Below are 16556 nucleotides of genomic sequence, written 5' to 3' on the forward strand. Positions count from 1 at the left end.
TCAGTGCGCCTCGGCGGTGACGGCGGTCGACTCCGCGGCCCCCGCGACGGTGCGAACGCGCAGTCGTTCCCGCGCGAACAGCGCACCGAGCGTGAGGACGGCGACGGCGGTCGGCACGATCATCAGCAGGAAGATCGTGCGGGCATCCATCCCGGCCACGATCAGGGCAGCGCCGAGGGTGGGCCCGGCGATGGACCCGATCCGCCCGATTCCCATGGCCCAGCCGATGCCGGTCGAGCGCGCCGCGACCGGGTAGATCGACGCCGCGATCGCGATGATGCCCGCCGAACTGCCGGACATCCCGAATCCGACGATGCAGATCGTGATCAGCAGCAACGTGGAGTTCGCCAGGAACATCGCGACGACGCCGATGAACAGTGCGCCGAGTGTGTAGCCGGCCATCACCACCGCGTAGGCGGCGTCCGCGCCCCGCGACCGGCGCCACGCAGTGCCGACGCGGTCGGTGATCCACCCGATCGACAGTGCGCCTGCCATGCCGCCGAGGTTGAACAGCGCCGCGGCGAGGATCGCGTGGGCGGGGCTCTGCCCGGCCTGGCTGAACAGCGACGGCATCCACCCGAACAGGAAGTAGATCACCAGGAAGTTGATGACGAACACGACCCACAGCAGCACCGTGTCCAGCGCCCGGCCGCCGGCGAAGAGTTCCCGGATAGGCGATTTAGTGGCCACGGCGGCGTCGACGGTGAACGTCACCGATCCGGTGATGCCCGCCTGCGGTGCGATCGCCGAGAGGATCTTCGCGGCCCCGGCGTGATCACCGCGGGAGGCGAGGAACTTGCCCGATTCCGGCAACCCGGCCCACGCGAGCGCCGCCACGATCAGCGGGAGGACGCCGCCGGCCACGAAGATCGACTGCCACCCGTACGCAGGGATCAGCTGAGCGGCAGCGAGTCCGCCGAGGAAGCCGCCGAGCGACATGCCCGCGACGACGATGGTGACCAGGGTGGAGCGGCTGCGAGCGGGGCTGTACTCACTGGTCAGCGCAATCAGGTTCGGGGTGACGCCGCCGAGCCCGATTCCGGCGAGAATGCGCAGCACGATCAGCACCCCCATCGACGGCGCGAACGCGGACGCGAGGGTGAACACCGCGAACAGCACGGTGCACAGCAGGATCACCCGGCGCCGGCCCCAGCGGTCGGCGACGGGACCGAACAGCAGGCTGCCGACGACCATCGCGCCGCTGCTGAGCGCCAGCAGCAGCCCGAACGAGGCCTTGGACAGGCCCCAGTCCTCGGACAGTGCGGGAATCGCGAATCCGATCAGCTGGGCGTCCATGCCGTCGAGGATCGCGAGCGCCAGGCACAACGCGATCGCACGCTTCTGGAGGGCCGACACCGGTGCGGCGTCGATGAGTTGGGAGATGTCGACTTCACGAGTGGGGGCCACGACGTGCATTCCTCTCGAAGGGGGGAACCGCGGGAGATGGAGCCTCGAACTGGATGGGCCTTGCTAGACGGGGGTGACGGTGCCGTCGACCGCGAGTGCGTCGGCGGGCACCTCGGGGAAGCGCTGGCGCAGAGACGGCTTCGCGAGCTTGCCGGAGAACGTGCGCGGCAGGGGCTCGCCCAGCGCCACGGCGTGCTTGGGACGCTTGAACTTCGCCAGGTTCTCGCCGGCGACCTCGGCGATGTCGGCGACGATCTCGGCGGCGGGGCGCTGGCTGTGGAACACCACCATCGGCACCTCGCCCCATCGGTCGTCCTTGACGCCGATGACCGCGAGGTCGACCAGGCCGTCGATGCCGTGCAGCGCCTTCTCGATCTCGGCGGGGTAGACGTTGAGGCCCCCGGAGATCAGCATGTCCTTGCTGCGGTCGACGATCTTCAGAAATCCGCCCTCGTCCTGCATGCCGAGGTCGCCGGTACGCAGCCACCCGTCGCCGAGGGTCGCCGCGGTGGCCTCGGGCTTGTTCCAGTACTCCCGCAGCACGTGCTCGCCGCGGACCAGGATCTCGCCGACCTCCCCGGCCGGGGTGTCGACTCCCGGATCACCGATCCGGATGTGGGTGCCGACGAGCGGCAGCCCCGCGAAGCCGGGACGGGACACGGCGTCCTCGTAGGCGAGCGTCGAGACCATGCCGGACGCCTCGGTCAGGCCGTAGCACTGGGTGAGCGGGATGCCGTGCGAGCGGTAGAAGTCGAGCAGGTCGAGGCTGACGGGGGCGCCACCGGTGCCGGCGAACGTGAACTTCGCGAGCGTGCGGGTGCCGAAGTCGGGCAGCATCGTCATCCGTTCCCAGATCACGGGGACGGTCGTGGTGGCCGTGATCTGCTCACGCTCGAACGTGTCGAGGGCGATCTCCGGGTCGTACTCGCGCAGCAGGACCATCGTCGCGCCGGGCACGACGACGAGCTGCATGAAGATCGACAGGACCGAGCCGGTGTACACCAGCGGAGCGGAGCACAGCACCCGGTCGCGGGACGAGAAGCCGAACGTGATCGACTGCGAGATGCCGGGAGTCATCGCGTTGCGGTGAGTGATCAGGGCGCCCTTCTGCACGCCGGTGGTCCCCGACGTGTAGCAGATGAAGCCGGGGTCGTCGGCGTCGATGGCGACGACGGGCGCGGTCCCGGGGTCGATCAGCCGCTCGTACGGCGGATGGGCACTGCCCCCGATCGCGTAGGTCTCGAACTCCGCCTGCTCGGCGGCGACCTCGAGCAGCGACGCGAAGCCGTCCTCGACGATCACCACGCGCGGCGCGGAGTCGAGCACCATCGGCGCCAGCTCCTTGCCGGTGAGCCGGAAGTTCAGCGGCACGCTGATGGCGCCGAGCTTGAGGGTCGCCAGGATGACGTGGGCGAGTTCGGGGCGATTGAGCATCATCACCGCCACCCGGTCCCCCTTGCGGACGCCCCGCGCGGCGAGGCCACGGGCGAGTGCGTCGGTGATCGCGTCGACCTCGGCCCAGGTCTGTGCCGTGTCCCCGAACACGATGGCCTGCTGCTGCGAACGTGTCTTACCCCAGAACCGGGTCAGGTCCGCGAGATTCATCTGTGCTCCTCGTGCTCGTCAGCCGGGTGTGACCACCCTCACTTCGTGTGCCGTAAACCTAACAGTTGTAGGCGAATGGCGCAATGCTCGATTCGGGAATTTCGGGCACCCGGCAGAACCGGTCAATCGCACGAAAACAACACCCACACAGTGTATTTCGTGTGGGTGTTGCTTCTGGGGACTGCGTCCGGTCAGCCGGCGGGAGGGGCCTCGCGCCGAGGGCTCGCCGAGTCGGTTGCCGCGGCGACCCGCGTGGTGTCGTACTGCGCCACCGTCCGCAGCACCTCCGTGGTGTCCGCGCCCACGACCGGCGGCAGCGCGGGCGCGAACTTCTCCCCGGCGACGCGCACGGGGCTGACCACGAATTCGAGCTCGCCGACCCCCGGGTAGTCGACCCGGTAGGTGTTGTCCCGCGCCCGGAAGTGCGGGTCGACGAGCATGTCGGCCACGCTGTTGACCGGACCTCCCGCGATGCCGTGTTCGAGGAACAGCTGCACCCACTCGGCGCGGGTGCGCTGCGCGAAGATCTCCGTCAGCGCCCGCCACACCAGGTCCGCGCGGGCGGGGGCACCGTCGTCCGTGCCGGTGAGGTCGACGTCGATCAGGTCCTGGCGTCCGACCGCCACCAGGAAGTTGTGCCAGAACTTCTCCACGTGCGACCCGAACAGGATCGCCTCGCTGTCGCTGGTGCGATAGGCCTCGAGCCGTGGCCAGTCGGGCAGCCGGCCGTCCGGCAGCCAGGTCGGCCGGGGAATCGAGCGGTCCCTGTTCAACTCCGCGTCCACCAGGTCCGGCATCCACGCGGCGGCGACGTCGATGCCCGCCACCTCGACGTGGCAGCCGGTACCGGTGGCGCCGGCCTTGTGCAGCGCCGCGAGCAGGCCCATCGCCCCGTACGCGCCGAGCGCGTACATCGCGATCGGCGGCGTCGTGGATCCCGCCATCCCCTCGGTCGGCGGCTCCGCGGGAGTGCCGACCTCGCGGAGCCCGGCGTACGCGTCGAACACCGGACCTCCGGTGCCGAGAACACGGTACGGCCCGTCGGTGCCCATGCCCGACACCGTGCACAGCACGATCTTCGGATTCACCTGTCGCAGTTGCTCGTAGCCGATGCCGAGCCAGTCGAGGTATCCGCCCCGCATGCCCTCGATGACCGCGTCGCACGACCGCGCGAGGTCGAGAAACGCCTGCTTGCCCTCGGGAGTGCGCAGATCGAGTGCGACGCTGCGCTTTCCGCGATTCCATCGCAGGTGCATGAAGGCAGGCCCGTCCTCGCCTCCGACGGCACGGCTGCCGCCGATGCGCACGGGATCCCCGAGCGGACCGGATTCGATCTTGATCACGTCCGCACCCAGATCGGCGAGATGCCCGCCGAGCGACGACGGCGCCAGCTGGGCGACCTCGAGGATCCGAACGCCGTCCAGCAGCGAGTACCCACTCATGAACCCTCCTCCGCTCCCCGGCCGACGGCCAGCGAGACATTCTGTGTCTGTTCCGGTTTCAGTTCGATCCAGAGTCCGTCGACGTCGGCGACGAGGACGTCGCCGTGATACATCGCGCCGCGCAGGAATCGCTTGCGGCCCTCCTGCCCGGCCAGCTCCGCCTCCACGCGCAATTCGACGCCGAGCGGCGCGAGGGCACGATAGTTGACGTGCAGGTACGCCGTGCGTGCCCAGTGCCTGCCGGAACTGTTGGCGAGGCGCGCGAGTATCTCGTCGAAGATCAGCGGCGTCACGCCGCCGTTCATCGCGTAGCGCCCGGAATGGAATCTGCCGACCGTGACGCGCCCCCGCGCCCGGGTCGCGGTCACCTCGTCGACGTGGAGGGGTGGCGTCAGCGCCTGCGCCCGGCCGGGAAGATCCCAGCGCCTGCCGGCGATCTGTTCGTCCTCACCGACCTCGAACTCCGTCAGTCGTGCTGCGAGGTCGCGGAGCGTACGCGCCGCGCGACTCGCCGCGTCCGGACTCGGGCGACTGCGGGTGACGGCCTCCTGCACGGAGCGCAGAGCCTCGGCCAGTTCCGCGAACTCGTCGTCGCCGTCCGCGGTCGGTTCGAACGGGTCGTGCCAGCTGGGGCTCCAGATGTCGTCGGGAGCCGGGAGGGTGACGTCCATCCGGACCTCGCTTTCGGTGCTGAGGAGTGACGGCCCGCGGTTCACCGGGCGCGCCGTCCGAAGTAGGAGCCGAACATCTCCTCGACCGGACGCGGCCGGAGCGTCGTGCGCGACACGACGTTCTCCCGGTCGTACCGGGACCGCAGGTCGCGTCCCGGTCCGTCGAGCAGCAGAGTCTTGATCTCGCGCATCGACTCCGGGGGCTGGGCGGCGATCTGCCCGGCCGCCTCGAGCGCGGCGCCGAGCACGTCGCCGTCGGCGGCGTACCGGGAGACGAGCCCCATCCGGTGGGCCTCCTCACCGGTGACTGCCCGCGACGTCATCAGCAGATCGCGGGCGAGCCCGGCGCCGATCAGGTGGTCGAGTACCCACGTGAGGTTGGCACCGCCGTACTTCGCCGCGGTGACGGTGATGCGGGTGCCGGGACCTCCGACGCGCAGATCAGAACACGCCGCCAGCAGGGTGCCCGCGCCGTAGGCCATGCCCTGGACCGCGGCGACGGTGGGTTTGGGGAACGTGAAGTATCTCCACAACAGTTCGTCCCGTTCGAGCAGGCTGAGGGCGCAGGCGTCCGCCGTCATCGCCCGGAGTTCCTTCAGGTCGTATCCCGCGGAGAACGCGGCGGTGCCCTCCCCTGCCAGCAGCACCACCCGGACGTCCGGGTCGTCCGCCGCCTCGGCGAGCGCGGCATCGAGTTCACGTTGCAGGCCGAGGGTGATCGCGTTGTGCACGTCGGGCCGCGCGAGGTCGAGTTGCAGCACTCCGGGCGCGGGCGACGATCGGCGCAGGTCGCCCGTCGTCACCTCACACCGCCGGCCGCGGCCTCCTGCCGAGCGACCTCCTCGGCATCGCGGGTGATCATCTTGTGGAACACCTGACCGGGAAGCTCGTTGCGTCCGTAGATCAGCTCGTCGACCTGCCCGTGCGCCGCGTTGGCCGTGATCGTCTTCGTGACGAACCAGTCCTCGGCGTGCAGGGTCTCCATCAGGAGTTCCCAGTTCTTGTCCAGAATCCGCTTCTCCCGCGGAGTCTCGGGTTCCTTCGGGGAGAGCAGGCGAATGGTGCAGTACGACACGTTGGGATCTTCGGTGTCGGGCACGATCGTCCAGATCTCGAAGTGGTTGGGCTCGGTCACGAGCATCGTGCCCGGGTAGATCGTGTAGTTCGCGAGGGAGTAGTCGCGGACGTCGAACGAGTCGGGATCTGCGCCGCGAACCTCGGTGATCGACTTGCGGGCCACGACGATTCGCCACGAACGGTCGACCAGGTCGTAAGCCGTGATGTTGCCCTCGAGGTAGTTGCACACGGTCTTGGTGTGCAGCTGGCACAGGTGGTACGAGTCCTGGACACCGTCGACGGCGATCTTCCAGTTCATGTCGAGTTTCCAGGTCTCCTTGCGCACCTGGAACGACTCGGCCATGCCGGTCGCCGTCACCTCCGCGTCGTGCTTGGCGCCGAGAATCCCGGCGATGTCGAGGTCGGCGCCGACCGTCGGAACCACCCAGACCAGGCCGTGCCGCACCTCGCAGGGAAATTCGACGAGCCCGTACTGCGAGCGGTCCATGCCGTCGAAGCCTTCTGCGTGCGGCATTCCCCGCAGATCTCCACCGCGGCCGTACGCCCAGTTGTGATACGGGCAGCTGAAGACGCGCTTGCAGCCGGCTTCCTCGAACTCCACCTTCGAGCCCCGGTGCCTGCAGACGTTGGAGAAGGCCTTGACGCTGCCGTCCGTCTGCTTGACCACCAGTAGCGGCGTGCCGATCAGCTCGGTCGTGACGAAGTCGCCCGCCTTCTTCAGTTCGTCGACGTGGGCGACGATGTGCGGCAGCCGCCGGACCACCGTGCGCTCGCGTTCGGCGAGCTCGGGGTCGTTGAACACCGAGAACGGCACTCGAAGCAGGTCGTCCGCGTAGTCGGTGCTGTTGTTGTCGACGTGTGCGATCAGTCGCTCGGTGAGTGTGATCTTGTCTTCGCGCTCCATACACCGAGAGTGGCACATGAGACATTCATTGTCTAGCGTCTCACGCCAGATTGTGGTTGTACTGTTTCCTGGTGGCTGCAAGGACTGGAAACGACCCCGCGACCGACGTCCGCTCGACGATCCTCACCGCAGCGGAGTCGTGCTTCGAACGCTTCGGGATCACCAAGACGACGATGGAGGACGTCGCCCGCGCCGCGGACATGTCCCGCGCGACCGTCTACCGGTATTTCTCGGACCGGGAGAGTCTCATCATCGAATCGGTCGCGCGCCGCGCGCGCAAGAACATGACGCCCGCCCGCGCCTTCATCGCGAAATGGCCCACTATCGAGGAGCGACTCGTCGAGGGCATCTGCCAGAACGTCGAGAGTGGCCTGCGGGACCCCATGGTCCACCTGCTCGTCTCCCCCTCGGAGATGACCCTGGCGAACTCCCTGCTGACCACGTCGGGCAAGGCCGTCGAACTGACGAGTGAGCTGTGGGAGCCGATTCTGCGCGAAGCGCAGGAAGCCGGCGACCTCCGCGCCGACCTGGATCTGACATTGCTGTGCGAATGGATCTCGGAACTCGAGATCATGTGTATCAGCCAACTCAACGGCGGCACCGGCTCGCTGGAACGGTTCCGCGAGAAGATCCGCGCGTTCCTGGTACCCTCGGTCGTTCCTGCCGCGCTGCCTGCCGGCGACTGAGTACGCAAAGGTACGACGCCGCCGGCAGAGGGCCCCGAACTCCGGCTACCGCGGCGCCGTGTCCCCGTCGAGTGCGGAATCGATTCCGCTGATCTCGGTGATCTTCCAGTCGTTTCCGCTGTCGACCGTCATCTTGTAGGTCGCGGTCGACTGCAGTCCGTCCGGTGCCTGGCTGTTCTTCGTCAGGACGCTGACGAAGCAGTCGACCGAATAGGTTCCGTCCGGTCCCGGTTCTGCTTTCGCCGAGATCGGCTGTGCGCTCGACGTCCACTGGAGCGGAGCGATGATCTGCTCCATCGACGTCGCGGCCTGGGTGAGACGGTTGGACAGTTCCGGGGCGGTGCCCGCCGTCAGCCGTGTTCGCCACGCGGGCAGGTCGCGAAAGTCCATTTCGGCGGCGCCGGTCGCGTAGTCGAGGGCGATCCGTTCGGCCTGCTGCCTGCTCGCCGCCGCGTCGTGGAGTTGGTCGAGTTCGTCGGTCGTGCTCCGAAGTTGCCACCCGAGCACCGCCAGTGCGACGACGAGAACGGCGACCAGGCCCCCGACCACCACCGACCGCAGTGGCACGTTCCTGCCACCTCGACGCTCACGATCGCCCGCACCCTCGGAGGGATCGGCCTCGGGGGCGGTTCCGGAGTTCACGAGTTCCATTGATTTCTGCATCGTTCGCCTTTCACTGGGCTGTCCGATCTCCGGGGGTGGACGATCGAGTACGTCTCGGGGTGCGGTCGGCTCTACCGTCCCGACGGGCTGAGGTGGACTGTCAGTGCATCTCCGGATGCGGTGGACGCCATGACGTTGTCGAGCAGGCGGCCCACGTCGACGGTCCGCATCGACGCCGCCCCGGCCTGGACCGAGGGCAGGAGGTTCACGCCGATCACCTGCAGGTCCGGGGCGGTGTGATCGAGGAACGTCTGCAGTTCGCCGATGAAAGGACTTGCTCCGCTGGCGATTCCGTCGCGCAGCGGGCCCTTCTCGGTGGCGAACCGGATTCCGCCGAGCACGTCGTGGAACCCGCTGCCGAACTCGGCGACGATCGGTGTCGTATCCCGGAAACCCTGCGGGAGGGTGGCGCTGTCCATCAGCAGTGGTTGGAGGGTGTCGAACAGCGTCGTGAGGTTGTCGGACTGCTGGGCGAGCGTCGCCGCGAGTAGTTCGCCTGCCCGCGTGAGATTGTTCAGGACCGCGAAGTCGTCGGGAAGCGCGACGTCGATCGTGTCGAAGATCGCTTGTACCCGAACGGGATCCACCTGCTCGAGGAGCCTGGTCAGGCGCTCCGAGAGCTCCTTGAACGTCGTCGGCACCACGACCTGGTTCGCCGGGACGGTGTCCCCGTCCTCGAGATACGGCCCCGCCGCGGACGAGGGCAGCACCGCGAGGAACGGTTCGCCCAGCGCCGACAGGTTGTCGACGCGGAACTCGCTGTCGGCGGGGATCGACCGGTCACTCTCGTAGTTCCACACGACCTCGATGTGATCGGCCGACGCCGTCACCCCACTGATGTGTCCGATCGCCACCCCCCGGAGCAGCACACGGGAGCCGACGACGAGTCCGTTCGTGTCCGGCACGTCCAACGTGGCGGTGCGTACGTCGTCGAACCGGGCAACGTGCAGGCCCGCCCGGCCCATGTAGAGGAACGACAGCACGGCGATCACCACCATGCCGAGAATCGACAACGAAGTCTTGACGGTCATTTCACTGCTCCCAGCATGCGGAGCAGGTTCTCCGCGTCGGCCACGATCTGGTCTCCCCCGGCAGATTCGATGCCCTCGATCTCGACGGAAGGCTTCTGCGCGAACGGCACGATCCTGCTGCGCAGGAAACGCGACAGCACGACGGTCGTGTCCGGGCCCTCGTCCCAGACCTCGCGCGCCACGTCCCCCGTGTCGGCGAGCGTGTTCAGCATGGGAACCATCCACAGTCCGCCTTCGTAGACGCTGCCGACGGAGGGCAGGATCTGGCCGATGTGCGACACCACCGAGATCGCGAGTCGCCGCCAGTAATGCACGCTGGAACTGTCGAACATGGCCGACAGGGCGTCGGTGCGATCGTCGAACGACAGTGCGGTCTCGTTCAACCCCGTCAGCGTCCGGTCGATCTCCTGCGTCCTGGCAGCGAGATCCTGCATGTCCAGCGCCGCCACGGACGCCACGTCGCGCACGGCCGGGAGCGGCGGCACGACGGCGTTGACCCGGGCCATCACATCCTCGATCCGCTGGATGCTGCCGCCGTTGACGAAGTTCGCGAGGACTGCGATGGTGTCCTCCAACTGCGGTGGCGAGATGGTGCGGGCGACGGGGATCGTGCCACCGGCAGGCAGGTACCCGTCGGCGGAATGTTCGCCGTCGCCGGTGACCGCGATATAGGTGTCGCCGAGGAGAGTGTCCTGACGGACGATCGCCCGCGCATCGGCGGGAATCCTGGTGCCGCTTCCGATTCCGGCCGACACCGTCACCGTCGATCCGGACACCTGCAACGACCGGACCTCGCCGACCCGCAGACCGTCCATCATCACGTCGGCACCGGCGGGCAGATTCATCACACTGGCGAACTCGAGCGACAGGTCGTAGGTGTCGCCGACGCCACCACGGACCGAGGGCAGGTCGTCCGGCCCCAGGGAACATGCCGGCACCGTCAGCACCACCGCGCTCACGGAGGCGGCGCACAGAAGCTGCCGCGTTCTTCTCGACAGATTCATCTCAGTTCCTTCCCGTCCGCACGAGGTCGAGCAGCCGATCCATCGGCACCTCGGTTCCGGCGGTCGTCAGAGCCACCGTCGGCGGCTGGTAGGCAATGGTGAGCGCTCCGTCGCGCGTCGTCTGCTGCGCGAGGAAGGGTGCAACCGACGGAATCGTCGAGATCAGGCCTGCCATGTCGTTCGACCGTGTCGCCGCCAGCTTCAGGGCGTCGGTCGCCGGTCCGTGCACGAAAGGCCAGATGTCGGCGCCGTAGTTCTGCTGGATGTCGTGCAAAGTCGCTACCAGCCAACCGATTCCCTCGCACACCTCGATGACTCCGGGCCACAGATCGATGCCCGCGGCCACGACGGCAGGCATCTGCTCCACGATCGACCGGATCGAACTCCACCGACGCAGCGCTTCGTCCGTCAGCGGGGCCATGTTCGCGATCGACGAGCCGATGTCGGCGACGAGTTTGTCCGGATCGGCTGCCGCCTCGGCGGCATGCCTCATCATGTCCGCGGCGTTCTCCCCCTGGCCGCGGAGCGCCTCGTCCAGACCGAGCACCGTCTTCCGGACGTTCTCCTCACCGTCGTCCGGAGCGATCGCATCGATGAAATCGGCTGCCGAACCCGCGATCTCGGAGATGCTCTTCGGAGTGTGACTGTGCCCCAGCGGGATGCACTGTTCCGGCGCGAGTTCCGGACCGGACGTGTAGTTGCCGACGAGTTCGAGACTCCGATCGGCGAGCAGGGACTTCGAGCGGGTGACCGCTCGGACATCGAACGGATAGGACCGGCCACTCGCGAGCGAGAAGGTGACCTGCACGTGGTCGCCCTGCGGCTCGATACCTTCGACACGGCCCACCTCGTAACCCATCTGGGTGACCGGGTTGCCGGCGTAGAGTCCGATGGCGTCGGGCATGAGCGCGCAGAACGCCGACCGGTCTGCCGGCTCCCCCGTCGTCGCGACCGCCACACCGGCGCCACAGACGGCGGCGGCCGCGCACACGACGGCCAGCACCTTGACGATCACGCGTGATTTCCCGGACATCTCAGCACGTCCGTCCGGGAACGGGGACACAGAAGTCCGAGGCCATGAGTGTGCCGCCCTTGATCGCGGCCATTCCTTCGGGCGTCAGCCATTCGGCAAGCTGAGTGCGCAACGACTGAAGATTGTCGATGGCCGGGCCCATCGACGTCCGGAACTCGTCGATCACACCCTTCGCGTGGTTCACAGCGTCGAGTACCTCCGTCTTGTGGTCGAGATAGAACGCCTCGAACGGCTGAATCGTCATCAGGACGTTGCCGAGCAGGGAATACGCCTCGTTGAATCCGGCGTGGGTGGTGTTGTACGTCGAGAGAACCACGTCGATCTCGCGGATCAGGTCGAACACCATGCCCTGATCGGCCTCGAAACTCTGGAGATACTCCGCGGCGAGGTCGGCGATCGTGCGGACCTGCGCACGCTGTTGATCCATCACGCGGGCGATGCTGGTCAGGCCCGAGATCATCGACGCGATCGACGTCGGGTTCTCCTCGAGCGCCCGGGCCATCTCGTCGAGGTTCGCGTCGACGGTGCCGCCCTCGACGTTGTCGGTCGTGTGCGGCGCGGCCTGGAGGACATCGCCGATCGAATACGGAACACTGACCTGCTCGACGGGCAGCGGGGTGTCCCCGAGCGGCAGAACGCCGAGAGGGACGAGGGTGATCGCGTACCCCCCGACCGGGGTGAGCATGCGCACCTCCACCCGGGAGTCCGAGCCGACCGGTACCGCGTCGTCGATCTCGGCCGTCACCAGTACCGCGTCCGGCTCGATCGACACGCCCGTGACGGTTCCCACGCCGATGCCCGCCACCCGGACGTCCTGGCCGATGTCGATCGAGGAGGCGTCGTCGGTACGGAACGAGAACGACATCCGTCCCGGTGGGTTCGCGTAGAGGACGGCGGTGGTCACGAGCGCGAAGACCACCAGGAGAACGATGCCCGCGCCGAACGCGACCTCCCTGCCGACCAGCGCCCGCGCCCGGCCCAGCACCCCGCCGATACGCTGGGCACGGTTCTTCGTCACGGGTTGCATACGACGACCTCACTCCCTCTCAGCAGAACCTCGACGTCGGTGGGTAGCTGCGCCACACCGTTCGTGCACTGGATACCGCCCGGGCCTGCCCCGGCGGTCTGCGGAACCTGCAGTCCGGCGAAGGCGACCGGAAGCAGTCGCAACGCTTCCGCGGTGTCCGGCACCGATGCGAATGCGTCGGAGAGCATCTGCTCGACGTCCATTCCCGGTTGCAGACCGAGAGCATCGATCAACCGTGTGATCGGTGTGAGGAATTCGGGGCCGAACGCAGCCGTCTTCGGGAACTCGTCGATAACCGTCATCGCCTTCGCGATCGGGAAACTCACCGAGCGCAGGAACTCGACGACCTCGGGCGACCGCCCTCCCATGCTGTCGGAGATCCGTGCGAGATTGCCGGTGAGGGTCGAGATGACCTGTTCGCGGTCGTGGGCGAGGCCGGCGAGTTTCTGTGCGTCTTCGAGCATCGGTGACAGTCCGTTTCCGTCTCCTTGCAGAAGCGAGATCGCGTTCTCGGTGAAGGTGTTGATGTCGTCGGTGCTCATGGTCGCGAGTACCGGTTGCAGTCCGTTGAACAACTCGGTGATGTCGAACGAGGCCCGCGTCTTGTCGGCAGGCAGTCGATCGACTGTTTCGCCCGGATTCTCGGGGAATTCGGCGTCGATGTAGCGAACGCCGGTGAGGTTCTGGTACTTCACCGCGAGGATCGTGTCGGAGGTGAGCTGATACGGCTTCTCCATCGTGAAGTGCACTTCCGCGAGACTCCGCCCGCCGTCCCGGATCAGTCCGACCGATTCGACCTTGCCGATCCGGACCCCCTTCGTTCGGATGTCCCCATGTGCACCGAGCCCGGAGACATCGGTGAATTCCGCTGTGTAGCTGTTTGTCTCATTTGTCACCGGGCTCTTCATCGCGCTGATCACGATGATGAAGAGGACCACGGAGACCGCGGCCGCGACGGCGAGCTTGACGAGGGTGACGATGTACCTGGTTCGGTTGCTCATCGGCCGGCCCCGTCCTCGGACGGCGGGGCACCGGTCAACGCGAGCGGGGCCGCCAGTGCGGGCAGATCGTCCAGGACGATCCGGAGATTGAGCCGCTGCCCGTCGCCGCTGTCCTCGAACGCCGAGTCCAGCCGCTCGACGGCGGTGCGCAGTCGCTCGGGGCGCGCCCCACCGTCGTAGAGGTGCGGCACCACGCCGGCGAGTTCCGAAACCACCTCGGTGACCGGTACCAGTTCGTCACCGTGAGATTTCAGCAACTGCCCGGCCTGTCCGAACAATTGTCCGGCCGCCAGGGTCAGACCGGCGTCCGTCTCGTCCATGAACGGGTCGTCGACCCCTACCGAACCGTCGGGTCGCTGGTTGTAGGTGCTGTTGTAGATGTGGGTCAGCGAATCGATCGCCTGTCGATTGAACGCCGGGAACACGTCGAGGACGTCGTTGACACGCCCGAGCAGGTCGGCCGGAAGTGCCTGCTGAGTCTGCGCGACCCGGTCGCCGAGCACGAGTGCCGCATCGAACATCGGTGTCAGGCCGTCGGTGTACCGGACAACCTTGTCCAAGCTGGTGATCATCGAGTCCGTCAGGGTGCCGTCGACGGCCAGCGAACCCTTCTCGATCATGGTCGACATCGTGAAATCTCCTGTGGGCGTGCGGTCCAGGGTGCGGTGTGCCTCCAGACCGGAACCGCCGGGCCTGCCGACCAGATTGACGGCGGTGGATCCGAAGTAGTTCTGCGGCCGGAAGTCGACATCGAAGGCATCGGTCAGGCCGCCGATCTGATCGGGATCCAGCTGGAGGTCCATGCGGACGGAGTCCGCGCCCGTCCGTTCCAATCCGGTGACGACACCGACCTCACCGCCCCGCAGGATCACCTTCGTACCGGAGTCGACGCCCGGGCCCACGTAGGGGACGTCGATGCTGATCGGCAACCCTTCCGTGTCCGCGCCGCTCGGGTATGCCCAGACTGCAGCGATCACTGCGCAGGTCGTCACGACGACCCCCAGCCCCGCCCCGTGCAGCACTCGGCTCTGACGGCCGGGAACCCCTCTCAGGAAGTCCTGACTCCTCGCTCTGCTCATTGACTCATCCTTTGAACACCAGTTCGGGACTGAGGCCCCAGATCGCCACAGTCATACAGAAATTCAGGACGACGATCGCGACGAGGCTCGCCCGGATCGCCCGCCCGGACGCCGCGCCCACCCCCGCGGGCCCACCACCCGCGAAGTATCCGTAGTAGCAGTGGATCATGGTGACGACGGCACAGAAGACGACTGCTTTGACCAGCGACGCCACGAGGTCGGGAACACTGAGAAATTGGCTGAAGTAGTGATCGTAGGTACCCGCAGGCTGGCGGTGAAACGTCTTGATGATCAACCCTCCGGTGAAGAAACTGACCACGAGCGCCATCAGATACCCGGGAATCACGATGAGCATGCTTCCGATCAGCCGCGTCCCGACCACGAACGGAATGGCCTGCAATCCCATCGATTCGGTGGCGTCGATCTCCTCGGAGATGCGCATCGAGCCGATCTCGGCGGTCATCCGGCAGCCTGCCTGCGCGGCGAATCCAATTCCGGTGATGATCGGGGCGATGACCCGGACATTGCCGAACGATCCGATGATCCCGGTCAACGCGCCGAATCCCAGCAGATCGAAGGCCATGAACGCCTGGATCGCGACCACGGCGCCGACGGCCAGTCCGAGGAAGAACATCAGGCTGACGACACCGCCGTCGACGACGAGGGATCCGTTCCCCCACGCCATGTTGTTCATGGTCGTCATCGTCTGCTTGCGGTAGTGCCGCAGCGTTGTGGGCAGCAATGCGACCGTCTTGACGGTGAAGACCGTCACCTGACCGATTTCTTCGATCACCGACGTCGCAGCGCGACCCACCGAGCGAATCGGTTGCAGCAGAACCCCGCCGACAGGTCCCCTGCGACGCGTGGAGTGTGTGTTCATGTCACGCCAACCGGGCCGGAAAGAACATCATCTGGATCTGACTGACCACGAGATTGGTCATGAAGATGCAGAAGACACTGAGTACCACCGACGCATTGACCGCGTTGGCCACGCCTTTTGGGCCGCCCTTCGCTTCGAGACCTCGCAGGCTGGCGATCAACACGACGAGCGCCGCGAAGATCACCGACTTGAGCACGGAGAAGACCAGATCGGTCGGTGTCGCGAACGAGCCGAACGATTGCCAGAAACTGCCGGGCACCACATCGTTGACATTCGCCGAAATCACCAGCCCCGCCGCCACACCCGCCGCGACGATGACGATGCACAGCATCGGTGCGATGGCGACCATCGCGATGAACCGCGGAACGACCAGTCGCTGGACCGGGTCGATTCCCATGACCCGGACCGCTTCGATCTCCTCGCGGATTGCGCGGGCACCGAGATCGGAGGCGATCGCCGATGCGGCCGCACCGCTCATCAGCAGTCCCGCCGCCATCGGCGCCCCCTGGCCCACCACGCCCAGCCCACTCGCGGCTCCTGCCAGCGAGTTCGCGCCGACCTGGTTCATGATTCCACCGACCTGCACCGAGACCTCGGCACCGATCGGCACCGCCATCAGCAGCGCGGGAAGTGCGGTGACCTTGAGAAGTTTCCACATCTGCGTGGCCACCTCTTCGAGGGGCAACCGCAGGGCGATCGTGTCGGATACCGTGTATTTCAGGATGTTCACGGCGAGCTCACCGGATCGCCCCAAAGTCGCGAGGCTGCGAAGGGGCGTGTCCTTCAGGTATTTCCCCACCGCGGCGATCGACAGACGCGGCCGCCGTCGCTTCTCCGTTGCGACCGGCTCGATCGGCGCGGCGTGCACTGCGATCGGGACCTTCACACTTGTCACTTCGCAACTCCCGCGTCGAATCCCGCCGCCTCGAAGTACATTCGGTCCGTGTCTGCGTCGCCCGGACTCCACTCGTCGACGACGCGGTCCGCTCCAAGGCTTTCCTGGATCGCGATCTGCGCGTTCTCCGGCAACGTGTGCATGATGTGCC

At 66.9% G+C, this 16556-nt stretch carries 16 protein-coding genes; 1 reads left to right on the forward strand and 15 read right to left on the reverse strand.

What is annotated here, in order from left to right:
* From P3H15_RS29985 to P3H15_RS30010, 6 genes are all read right to left on the reverse strand, one after another.
* Positions 1–1407, reverse strand: a complete 1407-nt coding sequence (locus P3H15_RS29985; RefSeq protein WP_276140547.1) for an MFS transporter — start codon at positions 1405–1407, stop codon at positions 1–3.
* A gap of 63 nt (positions 1408–1470) precedes the next feature.
* Positions 1471–3012 carry a class I adenylate-forming enzyme family protein gene (locus P3H15_RS29990; RefSeq protein WP_276140548.1) on the reverse strand — a complete coding sequence of 514 codons (1542 nt, stop codon included), beginning with the start codon at positions 3010–3012 and terminating at the stop codon, positions 1471–1473.
* A 191-nt stretch (positions 3013–3203) separates the two neighbouring features.
* Positions 3204–4454 (reverse strand): CaiB/BaiF CoA-transferase family protein, encoded by a 1251-nt coding sequence (locus P3H15_RS29995; protein ID WP_276140549.1) that lies wholly within the window; start codon positions 4452–4454, stop codon positions 3204–3206.
* The gene (locus P3H15_RS30000) at positions 4451–5125 is read right to left on the reverse strand and encodes a PaaI family thioesterase (protein WP_276140550.1); all 675 of its coding nucleotides are present in this window, start codon (positions 5123–5125) and stop codon (positions 4451–4453) included. The genes P3H15_RS29995 and P3H15_RS30000 overlap by 4 nt, the downstream gene beginning before the upstream one ends.
* 41 nt (positions 5126–5166) lie before the next feature.
* Positions 5167–5928, reverse strand: a complete 762-nt coding sequence (locus P3H15_RS30005; protein ID WP_276140551.1) for an enoyl-CoA hydratase/isomerase family protein — start codon at positions 5926–5928, stop codon at positions 5167–5169.
* Positions 5925–7106, reverse strand: a complete 1182-nt coding sequence (locus P3H15_RS30010) for a Rieske 2Fe-2S domain-containing protein (protein ID WP_276140552.1) — start codon at positions 7104–7106, stop codon at positions 5925–5927. Before P3H15_RS30010 ends, P3H15_RS30005 begins: the two co-directional genes overlap by 4 nt.
* Before the next feature lie 71 nt (positions 7107–7177).
* Here P3H15_RS30010 and P3H15_RS30015 point away from each other — a divergent pair, with 71 nt between their 5' ends.
* Positions 7178–7792, forward strand: a complete 615-nt coding sequence (locus tag P3H15_RS30015) for a TetR/AcrR family transcriptional regulator (protein ID WP_276140553.1) — start codon at positions 7178–7180, stop codon at positions 7790–7792.
* Positions 7793–7837: 45 nt separating this feature from the next.
* Here the strand turns inward: P3H15_RS30015 and P3H15_RS30020 are convergent, their stop codons facing one another.
* From P3H15_RS30020 to P3H15_RS30060, 9 genes are all read right to left on the reverse strand, one after another.
* Positions 7838–8455: a hypothetical protein gene (locus P3H15_RS30020; protein WP_276140554.1), complete on the reverse strand. Its 618-nt coding sequence runs from the start codon at positions 8453–8455 to the stop codon at positions 7838–7840.
* A 71-nt stretch (positions 8456–8526) separates the two neighbouring features.
* A complete protein-coding gene (locus P3H15_RS30025) occupies positions 8527–9486 on the reverse strand; it encodes an MlaD family protein (RefSeq protein ID WP_276140555.1) in 960 nt (319 codons plus the stop codon).
* Complete coding sequence (locus P3H15_RS30030) at positions 9483–10490, reverse strand: MlaD family protein (RefSeq protein ID WP_276140556.1); 1008 nt, start codon at positions 10488–10490, stop codon at positions 9483–9485. The genes P3H15_RS30025 and P3H15_RS30030 overlap by 4 nt, the downstream gene beginning before the upstream one ends.
* 1 nt (position 10491) lies before the next feature.
* A complete protein-coding gene (locus P3H15_RS30035) occupies positions 10492–11523 on the reverse strand; it encodes an MlaD family protein (protein ID WP_276140557.1) in 1032 nt (343 codons plus the stop codon).
* Between the two features lies 1 nt (position 11524).
* A complete protein-coding gene (locus P3H15_RS30040; RefSeq protein ID WP_276140558.1) occupies positions 11525–12541 on the reverse strand; it encodes an MlaD family protein in 1017 nt (338 codons plus the stop codon).
* A complete protein-coding gene (locus P3H15_RS30045) occupies positions 12538–13551 on the reverse strand; it encodes an MlaD family protein (protein ID WP_276140559.1) in 1014 nt (337 codons plus the stop codon). Before P3H15_RS30045 ends, P3H15_RS30040 begins: the two co-directional genes overlap by 4 nt.
* Positions 13548–14630 carry an Mce family protein gene (locus P3H15_RS30050; RefSeq protein WP_276140560.1) on the reverse strand — a complete coding sequence of 361 codons (1083 nt, stop codon included), beginning with the start codon at positions 14628–14630 and terminating at the stop codon, positions 13548–13550. The genes P3H15_RS30045 and P3H15_RS30050 overlap by 4 nt, the downstream gene beginning before the upstream one ends.
* Positions 14631–14634: 4 nt before the next feature.
* A complete protein-coding gene (locus P3H15_RS30055) occupies positions 14635–15510 on the reverse strand; it encodes an ABC transporter permease (protein ID WP_276140561.1) in 876 nt (291 codons plus the stop codon).
* Position 15511: 1 nt separating this feature from the next.
* The gene (locus P3H15_RS30060; protein ID WP_276140563.1) at positions 15512–16318 is read right to left on the reverse strand and encodes an ABC transporter permease; all 807 of its coding nucleotides are present in this window, start codon (positions 16316–16318) and stop codon (positions 15512–15514) included.
* Positions 16319–16556 lie beyond the last annotated feature (238 nt).

It is taken from the genome of Rhodococcus sp. T2V (assembly GCF_029269925.1).
Lineage (GTDB): Bacteria > Actinomycetota > Actinomycetes > Mycobacteriales > Mycobacteriaceae > Rhodococcus_F > Rhodococcus_F koreensis.